The sequence below is a fragment of the Phytomonospora sp. NPDC050363 genome, assembly GCF_040655735.1.
GTDB lineage: Bacteria > Actinomycetota > Actinomycetes > Mycobacteriales > Micromonosporaceae > Phytomonospora.
Map to the genome: position 1 here is coordinate 22,479 of NZ_JBFAKK010000025.1, position 16,292 is coordinate 38,770.

General features: G+C 69.2%; 15 protein-coding genes. 7 read left to right on the top strand and 8 right to left on the bottom strand.

What is annotated here, in order from left to right; genetic code table 11:
- Nucleotides 1–115: 115 nt before the first annotated feature.
- A complete protein-coding gene (locus AB0I28_RS37860) occupies nucleotides 116–910 on the bottom strand; it encodes a hypothetical protein (protein WP_357500949.1) in 795 nt (264 codons plus the stop codon).
- Nucleotides 911–1,006: 96 nt separating this feature from the next.
- Between AB0I28_RS37860 and AB0I28_RS37865 the strand changes: the two genes are divergently transcribed.
- The 6 genes from AB0I28_RS37865 to AB0I28_RS37890 all read left to right on the top strand — a co-directional run bounded on the left by AB0I28_RS37865 (nucleotide 1,007) and on the right by AB0I28_RS37890 (nucleotide 6,780).
- A complete protein-coding gene (locus AB0I28_RS37865; protein WP_357500950.1) occupies nucleotides 1,007–1,552 on the top strand; it encodes a DUF488 domain-containing protein in 546 nt (181 codons plus the stop codon).
- 443 nt (nucleotides 1,553–1,995) lie between these two features.
- Nucleotides 1,996–2,832: a hypothetical protein gene (locus AB0I28_RS37870; protein ID WP_357500951.1), complete on the top strand. Its 837-nt coding sequence runs from the start codon at nucleotides 1,996–1,998 to the stop codon at nucleotides 2,830–2,832.
- 27 nt (nucleotides 2,833–2,859) lie between these two features.
- Nucleotides 2,860–3,636 carry a hypothetical protein gene (locus tag AB0I28_RS37875; protein ID WP_357500952.1) on the top strand — a complete coding sequence of 259 codons (777 nt, stop codon included), beginning with the start codon at nucleotides 2,860–2,862 and terminating at the stop codon, nucleotides 3,634–3,636.
- Between the two features lie 26 nt (nucleotides 3,637–3,662).
- Nucleotides 3,663–4,931 carry a PQQ-binding-like beta-propeller repeat protein gene (locus AB0I28_RS37880; RefSeq protein WP_357500953.1) on the top strand — a complete coding sequence of 423 codons (1,269 nt, stop codon included), beginning with the start codon at nucleotides 3,663–3,665 and terminating at the stop codon, nucleotides 4,929–4,931.
- 199 nt (nucleotides 4,932–5,130) lie between these two features.
- On the top strand, nucleotides 5,131–5,961 hold the full coding sequence (locus AB0I28_RS37885) for a helix-turn-helix transcriptional regulator (protein WP_357500954.1): 831 nt from the start codon (nucleotides 5,131–5,133) through the stop codon (nucleotides 5,959–5,961).
- A gap of 69 nt (nucleotides 5,962–6,030) precedes the next feature.
- Complete coding sequence (locus AB0I28_RS37890) at nucleotides 6,031–6,780, top strand: SDR family oxidoreductase (RefSeq protein ID WP_357500955.1); 750 nt, start codon at nucleotides 6,031–6,033, stop codon at nucleotides 6,778–6,780.
- Between the two features lie 69 nt (nucleotides 6,781–6,849).
- On the opposite strand, the gene AB0I28_RS37895 is transcribed toward AB0I28_RS37890, so the two are convergent.
- From AB0I28_RS37895 to AB0I28_RS37925, 7 genes are all read right to left on the bottom strand, one after another.
- Nucleotides 6,850–7,872, bottom strand: a complete 1,023-nt coding sequence (locus AB0I28_RS37895; protein WP_357500956.1) for a chaplin — start codon at nucleotides 7,870–7,872, stop codon at nucleotides 6,850–6,852.
- Between the two features lie 130 nt (nucleotides 7,873–8,002).
- Nucleotides 8,003–8,938: a chaplin family protein gene (locus AB0I28_RS37900; RefSeq protein ID WP_357500957.1), complete on the bottom strand. Its 936-nt coding sequence runs from the start codon at nucleotides 8,936–8,938 to the stop codon at nucleotides 8,003–8,005.
- Nucleotides 8,939–9,215: 277 nt separating this feature from the next.
- Entirely contained in the window at nucleotides 9,216–10,448 is a 1,233-nt protein-coding gene (locus AB0I28_RS37905; RefSeq protein WP_357500958.1) for a hypothetical protein, read from the bottom strand.
- 131 nt (nucleotides 10,449–10,579) lie between these two features.
- The gene (locus AB0I28_RS37910; RefSeq protein ID WP_357500959.1) at nucleotides 10,580–11,491 is read right to left on the bottom strand and encodes a hydroxymethylglutaryl-CoA lyase; all 912 of its coding nucleotides are present in this window, start codon (nucleotides 11,489–11,491) and stop codon (nucleotides 10,580–10,582) included.
- Nucleotides 11,488–12,819: a biotin carboxylase N-terminal domain-containing protein gene (locus AB0I28_RS37915; protein ID WP_357500960.1), complete on the bottom strand. Its 1,332-nt coding sequence runs from the start codon at nucleotides 12,817–12,819 to the stop codon at nucleotides 11,488–11,490. The genes AB0I28_RS37910 and AB0I28_RS37915 overlap by 4 nt, the downstream gene beginning before the upstream one ends.
- A gap of 19 nt (nucleotides 12,820–12,838) precedes the next feature.
- Nucleotides 12,839–13,453, bottom strand: a complete 615-nt coding sequence (locus tag AB0I28_RS37920) for a TetR/AcrR family transcriptional regulator (protein WP_357500961.1) — start codon at nucleotides 13,451–13,453, stop codon at nucleotides 12,839–12,841.
- Between the two features lie 92 nt (nucleotides 13,454–13,545).
- Nucleotides 13,546–15,687 carry an MMPL family transporter gene (locus AB0I28_RS37925; protein ID WP_357500962.1) on the bottom strand — a complete coding sequence of 714 codons (2,142 nt, stop codon included), beginning with the start codon at nucleotides 15,685–15,687 and terminating at the stop codon, nucleotides 13,546–13,548.
- 146 nt (nucleotides 15,688–15,833) lie between these two features.
- Between AB0I28_RS37925 and AB0I28_RS37930 the strand changes: the two genes are divergently transcribed.
- Nucleotides 15,834–16,259 (top strand): nuclear transport factor 2 family protein, encoded by a 426-nt coding sequence (locus tag AB0I28_RS37930; protein ID WP_357500963.1) that lies wholly within the window; start codon nucleotides 15,834–15,836, stop codon nucleotides 16,257–16,259.
- The last annotated feature ends 33 nt before the right edge of the window (nucleotides 16,260–16,292 follow it).

Genomic DNA, 16,292 nt, shown 5'->3' on the forward strand with positions numbered 1-16,292 from the left:
CATTTCCCGTGCATATAGATAGACGCCGATAGAAGTGATTCGCAACTCGCGGCGAAAGACGAGGTAAAACAAGCTTAGATATCGAAGGACACCGTTATATGATGAACACTCTCAGTCACAGTGCCAGTTCGAAATTCTTCGTGCGCGTGTCGACCCCGAAGCCCGACAGCTCCAGCGCCGAGCGGACCGGTCCGCCCTCGGCCTCGACCTCGTGGACGGTCAGCGCCCGCACGCGCGGATGCTCCCGGCGCAGATGCTCGACCGCCTCGGCGAAGAGCCCCGCGAGCCGCTCGGGACCGGCTCCCCCGTCACGGACGGCGACGGCGGCGTTGACGAAGACCTGCGTGCCGCCCGGCTCCAGGTCGACCCGCGCGGCACCGGCCGCCAGGCCCACCCCCGGAATCTCCTGCGTCTCCACCGACGGGACCCTCGACGGCTTGCGGTAGTGCGCCGTCTCCGCCCGCCATGTCCGCGCGATCTCGGCGAGCTCCCGCGCGCCGAGCGCCTTGGCCGCCGCCGCAGCGGCGCCGGTGTCCTCGCCCGACCAGCGCAGCACGCCGACACCCGCCTCGCGCGCCTGCTCGGCCGCACGACGGAACAGCGCGACCACCGCGGCGCTCTCGTCCTCGTCGGGCGGGACCGCGTCGTACAGCGTCGTCGACAAGCCGTGCGCCAGCCGCGACGCGGCGAGCGCCTCGACCCACACGCCGTCCGACTCGTCGCGGTACAGGCACGCCCAGCCCAGCAGCTCGCCGTCCCGGCGCGCCGACACCGTGCCGAGGGCGCCGGGGTGCGCGTCGTGCGCGGCCTGCTCCGGCAGCTCACGGCCGATGCGCTGGTAGACCTCGGCGGCCAGTTCCCGGTCGGCGTGGGAGTCGGTGTCCCACGCGGTGACGATGTCGGTGGTCATACATCCATGGTGGTGGATGGATGGGGCGTGTGGCGAGGGTTCGGCGGATCGCGTGAGCGGCGCCGTCGATGGCCTAACTTGGGTGTGGGGGCGCCCATGACCGGACACATCTACACGATCGGCCACTCGACCCGTGACTTCGCCGAGGTCCTGGCCATGCTGCGCGCCAACGACGTCACCCGCCTGGTCGACGTGCGCTCGTACCCGTCCTCGCGGAAGTTCCCCCAGTGGAACCGGCAGGCGATCATCGACGCCCTTCCGGCCGACATCGGCTACCGGTGGGCGCCCAAGCTCGGCGGCCGGCGGCACACACCGAAAGGCACCCCCAGCGTCAACGACGCCTGGCGGGTCAAGGCCTTCCGCGACTACGCCGACTACATGGCGACCGACGACTTCGCCGACGGCCTGAGCGAACTGCTCGCGCTCGCCGACCACGAGCGTCCCGCCGTCATGTGCAGCGAGGCGGTGCCGTGGCGCTGCCACCGGCGCCTGATCACCGACGCGCTGCTCGTCGCGGGGGCCGAGGTCGAGCACATCATGTCCGCGACGTCGACGAGACCGGCGGTGCTGAACGAGGCCGTGCGGGTCCGCGACGGCATCCTCACCTACCCCGCGCGGGTGGAGCCCCAGGACAGGGTCTAGGCCGTGTCCTGGTGATCATGATGGCGGCGATGATCGAGCCGAACCGGTGGTGCCGGACGCGTTTGGCGTAGGTTGCCAAATCGCGCCGGTACCGCAATCTGTTGAAGGCTCGTCCAATGCACTGCTCGTGAGCCGGTTGCTCGAAGGCTGGTGGCGGCCCGCCGCGCGAGTCCTTGTCTGCGCGGCGGGCGGTCTGGTTCTCGCACTGTTCTTTTCCCCGCAATATGTGCCCACCGAGCCCGGATAAATGAGTTCGATTCCCAGCAGTCGACATCGGGCACAATGGACGGATGGGGAGCCAACACGGGGGTATTGCGGAACCTAAGGACCGGGTCTGCTTACTCCAGTCCGCCGTCCCCGGGCGGGATGTGGGACCGGGTGGGGACGAGTCCTTTGCGCTGGTCAGGCGACGTCTCAGTGCAGGCCAGCGCCGTGACAGGCGTGTGCGTGCTCTGGCGCTGGTCATTGTCGTGATGGCGACCGGGGTGCTCACTGCATGCAGTGGCGCCGCACCTGGCATCGGGCCACCGGGAGCGACGGAGACGGAACCGATAGGGCAGCAGACCGAGCCGTCTGCGTCCACGGCCGCTGAACAGCCGTTCAATGATGCGATCACGTCGCACGACTGGAACAACACGGTCTTCAACAAGGGAAAGGACTCGGAGATCGCGTTCGAGGACGGACGCGCGAACGAGTTCAACTCCTACATCTACACCGAGTTGTGGGACCCGGTGTACGCCGACCTCGACGGCGACAACGATGTCGACGCCCTGACCATCGTCCAACAGCTCACGGGCGGGACCTCGAATCCGACCTCGTTCTATGTCTGGCTGTGGCAGGACGGTGCCCCGATGCAGCTGTCTCAGCAGATCATGGTCCGTGCCGGGTGCGACGTCGGGGGCGGACCGCCTCGTGCCGTCGGCGGAACGATCGAAATCCCGATCTGGACAGCGAAGGAGATCAGTCTTTGCGTCGACGGGCGCGTGTTCGAGAGCGTGATCACCATCGCGGTGCGCGACGGTTTCCCGGTCGCGACAGCACCGGCGTTCGGAGCCGCCGAGGCGTGTGAACTCGGGCCGGGAAACACACCGGTGGCAATGCCGGAGACCGGCGTACCACTGGTCGCCCGTGACCTCGCCGCCCCGCCCGTGGGGATCTGGACCGACTTCAGCGAAGCCGTCGGCATCGACCATGACACCGATGGCTGGACCCTCGTCCGTCTGACGCGGCACGACGACACGGTGTCATGCGGATGGATCCCGCCACCGGCCACAAGTTAGCAGGCAACCCAAAAGAGGGGAGGAAACGTGAAGCGAAAGTCCTGGTGGAACAGACGCACCGCGACCATGCGCGCGACGATCGTCGCAGGCTGCTTCGCTCTCATCGGTACGGTAGGCGCGATCGGGGTGCCGGTGCTCACCTCGAAGCCGGCGCCGCCGAAGTCGGCCGACCTCACCTTCGTCGACATCGCGGTGTCAGAGCACCTCCCGGACTTTCCCGACCTGGAACATCCCGCGATCGTCATCACGCTGCTGAACCGCGGCGAAGCACGCGGCATCGTGACCGCAGCACGCGTGCACATCGACGAGGCACTCACCCTGCACGCCTGCCACTCCGCGGGAGCGATTGCGGTGTCGGCGGTCTACGGTCTGGCTCTGCCGCTCGACGCGGCCGCAGGCGAGGACTACTTCGTCAAGACCAGTCAGGAACTCGGGCCGGATGAGGCCGACAGCTTTGCGTTCGGTGTACAGATCGCCGAAGAGCATCCACCGCCGCTCATGGTGTTCTTCCGGCTCACCGTCTTTCTGACCATCAACGGGAAGGAAGAGGAACTCGACACCGGCACTGCGATAGTCGTGCTGCCCCACGCGAGAAACGACCCCTGGTTCTTCGCCGACGACAAGACGAAGGGCGCGCTGGACGACCTCGAATCGAACAGGTCCAGCTGGACTCCGGACGACTTGACCAGGGTAGGGAACTGCCTGTACTCGCAGAGTGCGACCGCCGAGGCGTTCCTGTCCGGGGCAGGCGTCCGGTCACCGGAGGTCGAAGCTCTGCGCTCGACCCTACGGCTGGCGCCGTGAGCACCCCACGCTCCATCATGGCCGCCTTGACGATCCTGGCCGCCGGCGCCGCACTCGTCGCCTCGGTGCCCTCCGTCGAATTCCGTCCACCGGTCGTGTCCGCGCCTCAGCCTCGCTGGACCATAGATGTTCCCGCCGATTTCGGTGCGCCACAACGCGCCGACATCGGCGGGAACGTCGTCGTCGTAACCGCGCAGTGGGGGCTGATGGCCTTCGATCGTGAAAGCGGTGATCGTCTCTGGCGGCTCTACCTGCGTCCGGTACTCGATGAGGAAGGTATCTATGTCGCCGACACCGACACCGACACCGTGGTCGGCGATTCCTTCATCTTCAGGCCCGCATACCTTGGCGTGGCTGAAGGCTATGACCAGGTTCTCGACCTCCGCACCGGTATCGAACGCTGGACCTCTTACGCCGGCGTGCTCACCTTCGGCGAATCCTCTGTGACGACACTCGACTGCGGATGGGACCTGTACACGCCCTGCACCCTCGCGGCCCACACACTCACCACCGGCGACATGCTCTGGCGGGTTGAGACACCACCAGCCTCCCAGCGGCTACAGAGAGAAGGCGACGGCAGTCTCATCGCGTTCACGGATTCGACGGGCCAGACCATCACGACATTCGACCTCACTTCGGGAAACCAGCTGGGGCGGTGGCCAACTGAACCGACAGCGCGATCGGCTGAAAATGAGTATCTGATCTTCGATGGAAGGCTCCTCTACGAGGGTGAACCCGGCGCGATCCAGGGCATCGACCCCTCCAACGGCGATGTTCTATGGACGGCCAGGACAGAAGCCGACTACTCCTACGGCGCCGAGTACCCCGCAAACCCGGTTGTCCTCAACGGGCGCCTGATCGACGAGCCCGCGAACGACGGGCAAAGCCGCATCATCGACCTCACCACCGGGTCTGTGGCTCCGAAGCCGTGTCGGCGAGAGAACATCGCCTACCTGGGAACCGACATGGTCCTTGAACTGGACGACCATCGCGGCATCTTCACCGCGACCAGCCTGAAGACAGGTGAGCCCCACTGGCAAAGCACCATCGAAGCCGAACGCTTCGGTGGACAGCAGATCTACGAGCACCACGCCGACGACACCTGGATCGTCACGAGCTCCCACCCGATCGCCCTCGGGCAAGGCGAGAACCGCCTGTTCTTCCTCGATCTCGCCACCGGCACCTCCCGCACCCTCACCGACATGCAAGCGATCGGATACGGAGACGGCGCCATGGCCGCCGCCGGTCCCGACACCAGTGCACAGGTCAGCCTCATCGAACTCGACGACTACTGAAGCGCTGGACCAGGACACCACCTGAGGCGCGTCCTGACGGTCTGGTCGGTGTGTCCACAATGGTGGTCGTTCACGATGCCGGACAGCCCGTCGAGTGGGTGATCAGCGTCGATTCGAGCGCGGTGCGAGCGTGTGGACCCGGCCGTCGCCCGCGCACGCGTCCACCCGACCCCGTCGGATCGGTGACTACCGTGGTCCTGTGACCGCCACCGACCACCGCCGCGCGGAGCTGCGCGACTTCCTGCGCACCCGACGCGCCCGCCTCTCCCCCGCAGACGTCGGCATGCCCCCGGGCATGCGCAGGCGCACGCCGGGGTTGCGCCGCGAAGAGGTCGCGGTCCTCGCCGGGGTCGGCGTGTCCTGGTACACGTGGCTGGAGCAGGGGCGCGACATCACGGTGTCCGCGCAGGTCATCGACGCCATCGCCCGCGCCCTGCGCCTCGGCGACACCGAACGCCGCCACCTCCACCTGCTCGCCGGCCTCGCCGAACCGGCCCCGCGCGCGGGCGCGTCGCGGCCGGTCCCCGACGAACTCCGCCGGGTCCTCGACGGGTGGCTGCCCCGGCCGGCGTACGTGATCGACCGCTACTGGAACTTCCTGGCCGTCAACCGCGCCGCCGAGCTGGTCTTCGGTTTCGGCGCCGACGACCACAACTGCCTGGTGACCTTCTTCACCAACGTCGCCTACCAGGCGACGGTCCGCGAGTGGGCCGACGTGTCGGTGACGATGGCCGCGATGTTCCGCGCCGAGTCGGCCCGCCACCCCGGCGACGGGCACTTCGCCGAGATCGCCGCCGACCTCGCGTCGGTCAGCGAGGAGTTCGCCGAAGTGTGGGCGCGCCACGAGGTCGCCGACATAGGCCCCGGCGTGAAGGCGATCCTGCACCCGCGGGTCGGCGACCTGGTCTTCGAGAACGTCACCCTCCCCCTCCCCGACCGACCGGGTGAGCGCCTCGTCCTGCACAGTGCGCGGCCCGGAACGGGCACCGAGGAGCGGCTGGCGACGCTGCTGGCCGGCGTCACGGTCTGAGCCTGGTGGTGGCGGTCCCCGGATAAAGAGCGTCAGTCGAAGCGTCGCCGGGCCGCCGAAGCTTGCCCCATGACTCGATTCGACGGCAAGATCGCACTCATCACCGGCGGCACCAGCGGCATCGGCCTGGCCACCGCCCGACGGCTCCTCGACGAAGGCGCGCACGTGGTCATCACCGGGCGCGGGCAGGCCGGCCTCGACAAGGCCCTCGCGACGCTCGACTCGCCGCGGGTGACCGCCGTGGCCGCCGACACCGGCAGCCTCGACGACATCGACCGCCTCATGTCGGTCGTCGCCGAGAAGCACGGGCGCCTCGACGTTCTGTTCGCCAACGCCGGCGTCGGCACCTTCAAACCCTTCGCCGAGATCACCCCCGAGGACTTCGACGGCTCGGTCGACGTCAACTTCAAGGGACTCTTCTTCACCGTCCAGCGCTCGCTGCCGCTGCTGGCCGACGGCGGCTCGATCGTCATCAACGCCTCCTGGACCCTCCACCGCGGTCTGCCGACGGCGACGCTGTACTCGGCGACGAAGGCGGCCGTGCACAACCTCGCGCGGACCGTCGCCGCCGAGCTCGGCCCGCGCGGAATCCGCGTCAACTCGGTGAGCCCCGGCTACATCGGCACCCGCATGTCCGACGAGGCCATGGGCGAGGAGGGCCAGCGGGCCGCGGCGGCCGAGACGCTCGCCGGGCGGATCGGCACGAGCGAGGAGACCGCCGCCGCGGTGGCGTTCCTCGCCGGCGGCGACGCGTCCTACGTCAACGGGCAGGACCTCGTCGTCGACGGCGGGCTGCTCGGCTCGATCCCGGTGGCGTGACCGCCCACGCCACGATCCCGGCGCCCTCGCGGGCGCCGGGATCCGGTGGTGGTGGTGCGGATTATTGGTCTAGTGGAGCGCCGCCACGGCGCCGCCGAGGCTGAGCGCGTCGGCCGTGCCGGCCCCGCCGATCGAGTTGCCGCTGAGGTTGGTGGGCAGCTGGATCGGGGTGAGCAGCTGGTTGCCGCCGCCGAGAAGCCGGTTGTCCGTCGAGTCGGTACCGGAGTAGAAGCCGTCCCGCCTGGCCGTCACCACGGACTTGGCGTCACGGGCGCCGCTGTCGTCGTCCTGGTCGTCGCCGAGCAGCGGCAGGTTGAGTTGCGTCGGCGCCTCGCGGTCGGTACCGCGAACGCCGCCGACCTTGGTGTCGTTCTGGGCGTCGCTGCCGCCGAGGCAGTCGGCCTGGGAGTCCCCCACGGCCGCGATCGCGTTGCCGCACACGTTAATGGGGACCTGCACCGGCACTACGAGCGTGTTGCCGTTGCCCATGCCGTCGTTGTCCGACGTGGTCATCCCGCCGTGCTGCCCCATGGTGGCGGTGGCGCTTCCCGCGCAGCTGGCGCGGGCGGTTCCCAGCACCGGAACGGCGAGCCCGCAGACGTTCACGGGGACCTGGACCGGGGCCAGCAACTGGTTGCCGTTCCCGATTCCCTTGTTGCGCCGGGAGTCCATCGTCTGCGCGGTGCCCTCACCGCCGCCGGCCGTGGCCGTGGCCCCGCCGACGCAGGTGGAGTTGGCGCTGCCGAGAAGGGTCGCCGCGACCGCGCAGGCGTTCACGGGGACCTGGACCGGGGCCTGGATCTGGTTGCCGTTGAGGATTCCCTCATTGTCTTGCGTGCGCATGTCGGCCACACCGACACGCGCGTCGCCGTCAGTCTCGCAGGCGGTGTCCGCCGCGTCGCCGAGGTTGAGCCGGTCCCCGCACGTGTCGAGCGGTGACTGGAGCGGCGACAGCAGTTGCGAGCCGTTGGCTCCGATGCTCTCGTCGTCTGAGACGAGTTCCGCCGCGTGGGCGCCGCTCCCGAGGAACAGGAGAAGGCCGGCCGCGAGGGCTCCCGCCCGGGTGGCTGTGCGGGCCCATGTCTTCCTCATGGACTAACACATCCTTCCTGGTTGGCTGTGGTCCGAGGTGGGGTGGCCGGGTGGAGCCGGAGCTCTCGTCTCCACCCGGCCGTACTTCACTTCGGTTCGTGACGTCCCGCGTCGGGGACGCTCGCGCTTACTAGCCCAGCAGGCCGGTCAGCGAGTCCAGGCCACCGAGGCCGGACGTGGAGCGGGCCGCGGCGGGCGCTTCCTTGGTGGTCTTGGTGCTCTTGGTGCTCTTGGTGGTGTGCACGTCACCGTGCGAGTGGTGGTCGTGCGAGTCGTGGTCGGAACCCGACTGCGCCGTCGCGTTTCCGCGGCAGCCGGCGTTCGAGGCGCCCAGCACCGCGACCGCGTTGCCGCAGGCGGTGATGGGGGCCTGGACGCCCAGGCCGACCTGGTTGCCGTTGCCGAGACCGAAGTTGTCGCTGGTGTACATGTTCGGCGTCAGGGAGGGCTTGGCCACGGCGTGGACCGACCCGTCGCAACCGGCGTTCGCGACACCGCCCGCAGCGACGGCGTTGCCGCACACGGCGATCGGGGCCTGCGCGATCGCGGCGACCTGGTTGCCGTTGAGGGCACCGTAGTTGCCGTAGCTCACGAGGTCGTAGCTGCGGCCCTCGGTGATCGGGGCGACCTCGGTGACCGGGGCCGACTCGACGTGGTTGCGACCCATGTTGGCGCTGGAGTTACCGGAGCAGCCGGCGTTCGAGGCGCCGAGGACGGCGACCGCGTTGCCGCAGACGGCAATGGGGGCCTGGACGGTCGCGGCGGCCTGGTTGCCGTTGAGCAGACCGTAGTTGTCCGAGCTCCACAGGTTGTTCAGCGCGTCGGGCGCGATGTTCGCGGTCGCGTCGCCGTTGCACCACGCGTTGGAGGTGCCGGCCACGGCCACGGCGTTGCCGCACGCGGTGATGGGAGCCTGGACGGCGGCGACGACCTGGTTGCCGTTGCCGGCGCCGTAGTTGCCGGTCGTGCCCAGGTCGGCCGCCTGCACGGCGCCGCCCGAGAGCAGCAGGAAGCCGGCGGCGAGGATCCCGGTACGGATGGCCTTGCGAGCGAGACTCTTCTTCATGAGAGCTGTGTGCCTTCCTAGAACGGAATTGTTTATGGACCTGCCCGTTCCTGGCGTGAACGGACGTTTCTGGCGACTTCCGCGCGCATTAAAGCGCATGTGCGCTTTCACGCTGCGGTATTTGTTTCCGATTAAGCTGCTGCTGCCTTTTGTTGGCGAAGCCTGCGCGCTGCTACATCAGCGGTGGCTTTGGCATTCCGCAATGGGAGGACGCGGTCGCACTCTTAGGCGAACCTTGCGTGGAGATTGTCGACCGCAGCCTTCCCGGCGGGTCAGACTAATCGGGAGAGACGACCGGGTCGGCGATCCGCTCGGAAGGCAGACCCATGTTGGCCGTTGCCGGCGCGACGCGAGACACCCGCGGGTCGCCGGCCATGAGGTTCTGATGCGCGGTGGCCGAGCCACCGTCGTGCAGGGTGGCCCCGGCACCGCCGGAGAGCCCACCACCGGTGATGTGCCCCAGGTCAGGGCCCATCGGGTACTGCGACGGGAGAGGAGCGTACGGGGCGTGGCCCCTACCGCTGCTCAAGATGACCGCCGCGTCGTGAGACGAGGTACTGCGTTCCGCTCCGGGCTGGTACTCGGCGGAGTACCCGGCCGCGTGGAGCAGAGCCTGCGCAGGGGTGACACCTTGCCCGTTCGCCGCGCCGGAATCCGGACCGATGAGCGAGCCATCGAGCCGCGACACGAAGGTCCCCAATGCGTTCCCGGGTATGGCCGGGACGATCGGCGCAACCTGCGCGAGTGACGCGCTCACAGGGCTGACGACCATGGCGACTGGCGCCGTCACCTCATGAAGCACACCGGCCACTGGCTGTGTGACGGCACCCATGCCCCCGCTGCCGACCGTCTCGGAGAGAGGGTCGAAGACGGGGCGGGCGACACTCGCCAATGGCTCGCTGACCGGTCGCACCAGCCCGAGGTACGGGTCCAGTGGCGCGGCCGGGGCGGCGATGACACGGCTGAGCCCGAAGGGCTTCACCGTGTCCTCCACCAGGTCGAGCGGCGCGTCACTCGTCGGGACGGCGTCGCTGCTGGCGGAGTCGGACCGGTCTTTCGACCGGGTGTCTCGGGAGGACTTCCCTTGCTCTTCCTTGCGAGCGACGGTGTCCGTAGCGGCGGGCGAGGCTTCGCCGGCCGCTCCGTGCTCGTTTCCGCCGTTGCGGACTGAACTCTCGGTCGACCTCGGGCCCTTCCCGGCGGCACCTTCGACAGGTACGACGTCCAGGTAGAGCGAGGCGTTCGGGTCCAGCTGGTTCGACTGGGTCGGATTTGCGGCCTGCACCGACGTTTCAACGGCCCCGCTGAGCGAGGAAGTCGTCATGGGCGCGAGGTCGTACGCGAACGAGTCGTCCGTCACGGCGGCGTGGGCGGACACGGCACCGAGGCACCAGGCCGCACCCGCCAGACCGGCGACCACGATGCCGCGCAGCACGCTGCGCGTGGGGAATCGACGGCGCAGCCCGGCGGCGCGACGAATGTCGCGGCTCCTTCGGCTGGACACCGACACAATGATTCCCTTCGTGGTTCTTCCGGTCTCGTCCGATGGAGGTTAATCCATCGGCACTCACTGTAATCAACGAAGGGGTCGCGGGGAGGTCACGCCTTCCCGCGACTTTTTTCAAAGAATTGTGTTCACGCCTATTCGGGTAGTCGCGGGCCCGCCCGGAGCACACCACTGGGCAGTTCACGGCCGACAATGTCCTGCGCGAGTCGGGCCGCCTCGATCAATGCGTGCAGATCGACACCTGTATCTATTCCCATATCTGCGAGCATGTGCACGACCTCCTCGCTGGCGACGTTGCCCGTCGCGCCCGGGGCGTACGGGCAGCCGCCGAGCCCGCCGACGCTGGCGTCGAACTCGGTGATGCCGTAGTCCAGGGCGGTGAGGATGTTGGCCAGGGCCGTCCCGCGCGTGTTGTGGAAGTGCAGCAGCAGCGGGGTGTCGGCGTGCGAGCCGCGCACCAGCTCCAGCAGCTCGGCGACGCGGCGAGGCGTGCCCATGCCGGTGGTGTCGCCGAAGGAGACGCGGTCGGCACCGTCGGCGATGACCCGGTCGACGATGGCGGCGACCCGCGCGGGGTCGACGTCGCCCTCGTAGGGGCAGCCGAAACTCGTCGAGATGATGACCTCGGCCGAGGCGTTCTCCTTGTGCAGCAGGGAGATCAGCCCGGTGATGTCGTCGAGCGAGTCCTCGGTGGAGCGGTTGACGTTCTTCTCGTTGTGCGTGTTCGAGGCCGACACGACCACCTCGATCTCGGTGAAGCCCGCCTCAAGGGCGCGGTGGGCGCCCTTGGTGTTGGGGACCAGCGCCGAGTAGCGCACGTCGGGGTTCTTCTTCGCCCGCGCCCACACCTCGGCGGCGTCGGCCATCTGCGGGATCGCTCGCGGGTGCACGAAGCTGACGGCCTCGATGCGCCCCACGCCGGTCTGCGACAGCGCGTCGAGCAGGCGCACCTTGTCGTCGGTGGAGACCGGGTCCTCGTTCTGCAGGCCGTCACGCGGCCCGACCTCCCGCAGCGAGACCGCGGCGGGCAGCTTGGAGAAGTTCATCGCATCCTCCCGACGATGCCGGTGTCGTAGACGCCCTCGGTGAACTCGGGGTTGTCGAGCAGTTCGAGGAAGAACGGCAGGTTCTGCTTCGGGCCGGCGATCGCGAACTCCGACAGCGCCTGACGCGCGCGGCTCAGCGCGGTCGCGCGGTCGGGGCCGCTGACGATCAGCTTGGCCATGAGGGAGTCGTAGAAGCGCGGCACTGTATTACCTTGCGCGTAGCCGGAGTCGACGCGCACGCCGCGCCCCTGCGGCTCGGTCCACTCGGTGATGACGCCGGGACCGGGCAGGAAGCGCTTGGGGTCCTCGGCGTTCACGCGGAACTCGATGGCGTGGCCGGCCGGCGAGGGATCGTTGATCTTGGGGTCCTCACCGGCGGCGACCTTGAGCTGCGCGGCGACCAGGTCGACGCCGTAGACGGCCTCGGTGATGGGGTGCTCGACCTGGAGGCGCGTGTTCATCTCCAGGAAGAAGAAGTCGCGGGTGTCCACGTCGAGGAGGAACTCGACCGTGCCGGCGTTGCGGTAGGAGACGGCCTCCCCGGCGCGGCGGGCAGCGTCGAGGAACCGGGCGCGCAGCTCGGGGTCGAGCGCGCAGCTGGGCGTCTCCTCGACGAGCTTCTGGTTGCGCCGCTGCACCGAGCACTCGCGCTCCCCGAGGGTGAGGACGCGGCCGTCGGCGAGCCCGAGGATCTGCACCTCGATGTGGCGCACGCGCGGGTAGAAGCGCTCGATGAGAACGTCACCGGAGCCGAAGAGGCGCTCGGCGACGCCCTGGATCTGCTCGAAGACCTTCGGCAGCGCCCCGGCGTCCTCGGCGACGGCCATGCCCATCCCGCCGCCGCCCGCGGCGGCCTTGACCATGACGGGGTAGCCGATCTCCTCGGCGCGGGCCGTGGCGGCCTCGGCGCTGTCGACGGGCTCGCCCGTGCCGGGCGCGACGGGCACGCCGGCGGCCGACATGAGGTTGCGCGCGTTGATCTTGTCGCCCATGGCGGCGATGGCCTCGGGCTCGGGGCCGACCCAGATGAGGCCGGCGTCGCCGACCGCGCGGGCGAACTCGGGGTTCTCCGACCCGAACCCGTATCCGGGGTGGATCGCCGCGGCGCCGCTTTGCTTGGCCGCGGCCAGGATCGCGTCGATGTTGCGGTACGACTGGGCCGGATCGGCCGGTCCGATGTGGACCGACTCGTGCGCCTCGCGCACGTAGGGAAGATCCGCGTCGGCCTCGGAGTGGACCGCGACGGTGCGGATTCCGAGCTTGTTGGCGGTCTTGATGATCCGGCGGGCGATCTCGCCCCGGTTGGCGATGAGCAGCGACTCGAACACGCCACCACCTTAACGGTCGTTAGGGCGTCCCCGCCAGTGCTCCGAGAGTCGCCTCGCGAAGCAGGCGTGCGGTGTCGAGGTGGTCGGTGTGACCGCCCTGGCCGCGCTGGGTGAAGTACGGCGTGGAGTTCATCAGGCCGAAGGCGGCGTGGGCCAGCACACGCGCCTGCTTCTCGGACAGTTCGGGACGCAGGGCGACCAGCACGGTCACCCACTCCTCCACATACTGCCGCTGGAGCTTGCGGATCTCGTGGCGCGACTCGTCGGGGAGGCGGTCGAGTTCGTGGACGTGGAGGGCGATGACGGCGGGGTTGGTCAGCGCGAAGTCGACGTGGAACTCGACGAGGGCGTGCAGCGCCGCGCGGGGGTCGTCGGGGTTCGCCTCGACGCGCTTGCGCCCGCCGCTGAGCAGGCGCTGGCTGACCGGGCGCAGGGCGGCCACGAGCATGGCCTCCTTGCCCTTGAAGTGGTGGTAGAGGGCGGGGCCGGTGACGTCGACGGCGCGGCCGATGTCGTCCATGGAGACGCCGTGGTACCCGCGGGTGGCGAACATCCGCACGGCGACCTCGAGGATCTCCTCGCGCCGGGACCTGGCGACCGGGCCGCTGCCGGTCTCGGTGGGTGTGCTGCTCATTCGGATGAGATTAGCCCTCACATGTTTCAGACTGAACGGTCGTTCACCAGATGGGACGTGCGCCGCTTCGCGCGAAGCGGCGCACGTCACGGTCAGTCGCGCAGGCCCACCCGGGCGTGCAGTCGGCGCAGCGGACCGGGCGCCCACCAGTTCGCGCGGCCGGTCAGGCGCATGAGGGCGGGCATCAGCACGCCGCGGATGAGGGTGGCGTCGACGAGCACGGCGATGGCCATGCCGATGCCGAGCATCTGGAGGAAGACGACGTCGCCGGTGGCGTAGACGGCGAAGGTGAACGCGAGGATCGCCGCGGCCATGGTGACCAGGGGCGCGCTGCGCTGGATGCCGCGGGCGACGGCGGCGGTGTTGTCGCCGGTGCGGTCCCACTCCTCCTTGATGCGCGAGAGCAGGAAGACCTCGTAGTCCATGGACAGGCCGTAGGCGACGCAGAACATCAGAATCGGGATGGACGGTTCGAAGGAGCCCTGCGGGGTGAAGCCGATCAGCTCGGCGAGGTTGCCGTCCTGGAACATCCAGACGAGCGCGCCGAACATGACCGCCAGCGACAGCAGGTTGAGCACGGTGGCCTTGACGGGGATGACGACGCTGCCGGTCATCAGGAAGAGGATGACGAAGGTGGCGATGAGGATGAGCAGGAGGACCAGCGGCAGGCGGTCGAGCATGGCGTCGCGGAAGTCGGTGAGGTCGGCCGGGTAGCCGCCGACCAGGACCTCGAAGGGCGCCGGGACCGCGCGGACCTCGGCGACCAGGCCGGTGCCGTCGCGGTCGAGCCGCTCCGAGGTCGGGACCACCGACAGCCAGGCCGCCGAGCCCTCGGCGTAGGCCGCATCGCCGTCGCCGACGCGGCTCCCGCCGGCGAAGCGCCCGGCGGAGGAGTCGACCTGGGCGACGCCGTCGACCCGCGACAGCGCCACGGCGTAGGCGGCGATGTCGTCGCCGGGTTCGGCGGTGGTGGTGACGATCTGGAGGGCGTCGGTCTCCTCACTGGAGAAGGCGGAGTTCATCTGCTCAGTGACGACGCGGGCGGGCGCGTCGGCGGGCAGCGCGCGCTCGTCGGGCAGGCCGAAGCGCACGCCGAGGAACGGCGAGGCCAGCAGCAGCACCACGACCAGGGCGAGGCCGCCGGTCAGCACCGGGCGCTTCATGACGGCGGTGGCGATGCGGTGCCAGCGACCGTCCCCTGTGGACGCCTTCTTGGCGCGGGTGACGCGGTGTCCCCACAGTCGCAAGGCCGCGGGGAGGATGACGACCGCGCCGACGGCGGCGGTGAGGGGAACGAAGACGCCGGCGTAGGCGAAGGACTGGAGGAAGGGGAAGGGGAAGAGGAGAAGGACCGAGAGGCTGACGGCGACGGTTCCGGCGCTGAAGAGGACGGTCCGCCCGGCGGTCGCGGTCGCACGGGACACGGCGTCCTCAATGGACTTTCCGGCGGTGATCTCCTCGCGGAACCTGGTGATGATGAACAGGCAGTAGTCCACGGCCAGGCCGACGCCCATGACGAGGGTGAGGTTGGCCGCGAAGGTCGAGACCTCGACGAAGCCGGCGACCAGGCGCAGCAGGGCCAGTGTGGACAGTACGGAGAACAGGCCGATGCCGAGGGTCAGGAAGGCCGCGACGGGTCTGCGGTAGAGGACCAGGAGCAGGATCAGCAGGCCGGGCAGGACGATGGCCTCGGCGAGCAGGAAGTCGCCCCGGGCCAGCTCGGCGGCCTCGCGGAAGAGTTCGTCGGCGCCGCCGACGGCGATGGTGAGCGCGGGGTCGGTGCGGTTGAAGGCCTCAGTGAGGCCGGGCAGGATGTCGGCGCGGACTTCGGTGGCGTCGCCGGGAATGTGGGCCAGGACGAGGGCGGTGGTGCCGTCCTCGCCGCGCAGGGTCGGGGAGGCGCCGGTCCAGTAGGAGCGGGCCTCGGCGACGCCGGGGTGGTCGGCGAGTTCGGCGGTGAGGTCGCGTCCGGCGCTCGCGGTGGCGAGGCTGTCCACATCGGAGTCGTTGGCGGTGACGAGTAGGACGACGTTGGCGGTGCCGGTGTCGAACTCGGTGAGCAGGGCCTGGGAGGCGAGGTCGGACTCGGCGCCGGGCGATTCGAAGCGCGAGAGGGTGAAGACGTTGAGGGCTCCGGCCCCGTAGACGGCCGACGCGAGGAGCACGAGCAGGCCGATGATGAGCACCGGCCGTGGTCGCAACCGTTGCGCGGCAGGGCTTTTCGCTGAGGGCATGGAAGCTCCAGAGTAGAATGCGAGCACCGGCTCGCATTAGCAGAATGCGAGTAGTCGCTCGTATTTTTCGCGGGTGTGGCTGAGACGACGCTGAGATCCCGCTCCACTGACGGAAGGTGTCAGGGGAGCCCGGCTAGCCTCGGGGCATGACCAAGATCAGCGACACCCGCGCCGTCATCGACCAGTTCCTCGCCAACACCGCCACCGGCGACGCCGAAGGCATCGCCGCCCTCTTCGCCGACGAGGTCGACTGGAAGCTGAACTGGCCCGAGCGTCCGTTCGCCGAGACGCCGTGGATCAGATCCCGCTCGAAGGCCTCCGAGGTCGCCGCGCACTTCATCTCGATCGCCGAGCACCACATCCCCGAGAAGGCCGGCTTCTCCGGGCTGCGGGTGCTCGTCGACGGTGCCGACGCCGTCGTCCTCGGTGTGATCGAGCAGACCGCGCGCCCAACCGGCCGCGCCTACACCGCGCGGGTCGCGCTGCACTTCACCGTCGAGGAGGGGCGCATCGTGCGGTACCACGTGTACGAGGACTCCCTGGCCGTCGCCGAGGCCTTCGGCGCGCGCTGATCGGCGAGTAGGATCCGGGCACGGCGAGGGCTG

Coding starts and splice junctions, on each gene's coding strand:
- AB0I28_RS37910 (WP_357500959.1), bottom strand. CDS start 11,491: ATGAACTTCTCCAAGCTGCCCGCCGCGGTCTCGCTGCGGGAGGTCGGG.
- AB0I28_RS37930 (WP_357500963.1), top strand. CDS start 15,834: ATGACCAAGATCAGCGACACCCGCGCCGTCATCGACCAGTTCCTCGCC.
- AB0I28_RS37925 (WP_357500962.1), bottom strand. CDS start 15,687: ATGCCCTCAGCGAAAAGCCCTGCCGCGCAACGGTTGCGACCACGGCCG.
- AB0I28_RS37890 (WP_357500955.1), top strand. CDS start 6,031: ATGACTCGATTCGACGGCAAGATCGCACTCATCACCGGCGGCACCAGC.
- AB0I28_RS37860 (WP_357500949.1), bottom strand. CDS start 910: ATGACCACCGACATCGTCACCGCGTGGGACACCGACTCCCACGCCGAC.
- AB0I28_RS37895 (WP_357500956.1), bottom strand. CDS start 7,872: ATGAGGAAGACATGGGCCCGCACAGCCACCCGGGCGGGAGCCCTCGCG.
- AB0I28_RS37920 (WP_357500961.1), bottom strand. CDS start 13,453: ATGAGCAGCACACCCACCGAGACCGGCAGCGGCCCGGTCGCCAGGTCC.
- AB0I28_RS37865 (WP_357500950.1), top strand. CDS start 1,007: ATGACCGGACACATCTACACGATCGGCCACTCGACCCGTGACTTCGCC.
- AB0I28_RS37900 (WP_357500957.1), bottom strand. CDS start 8,938: ATGAAGAAGAGTCTCGCTCGCAAGGCCATCCGTACCGGGATCCTCGCC.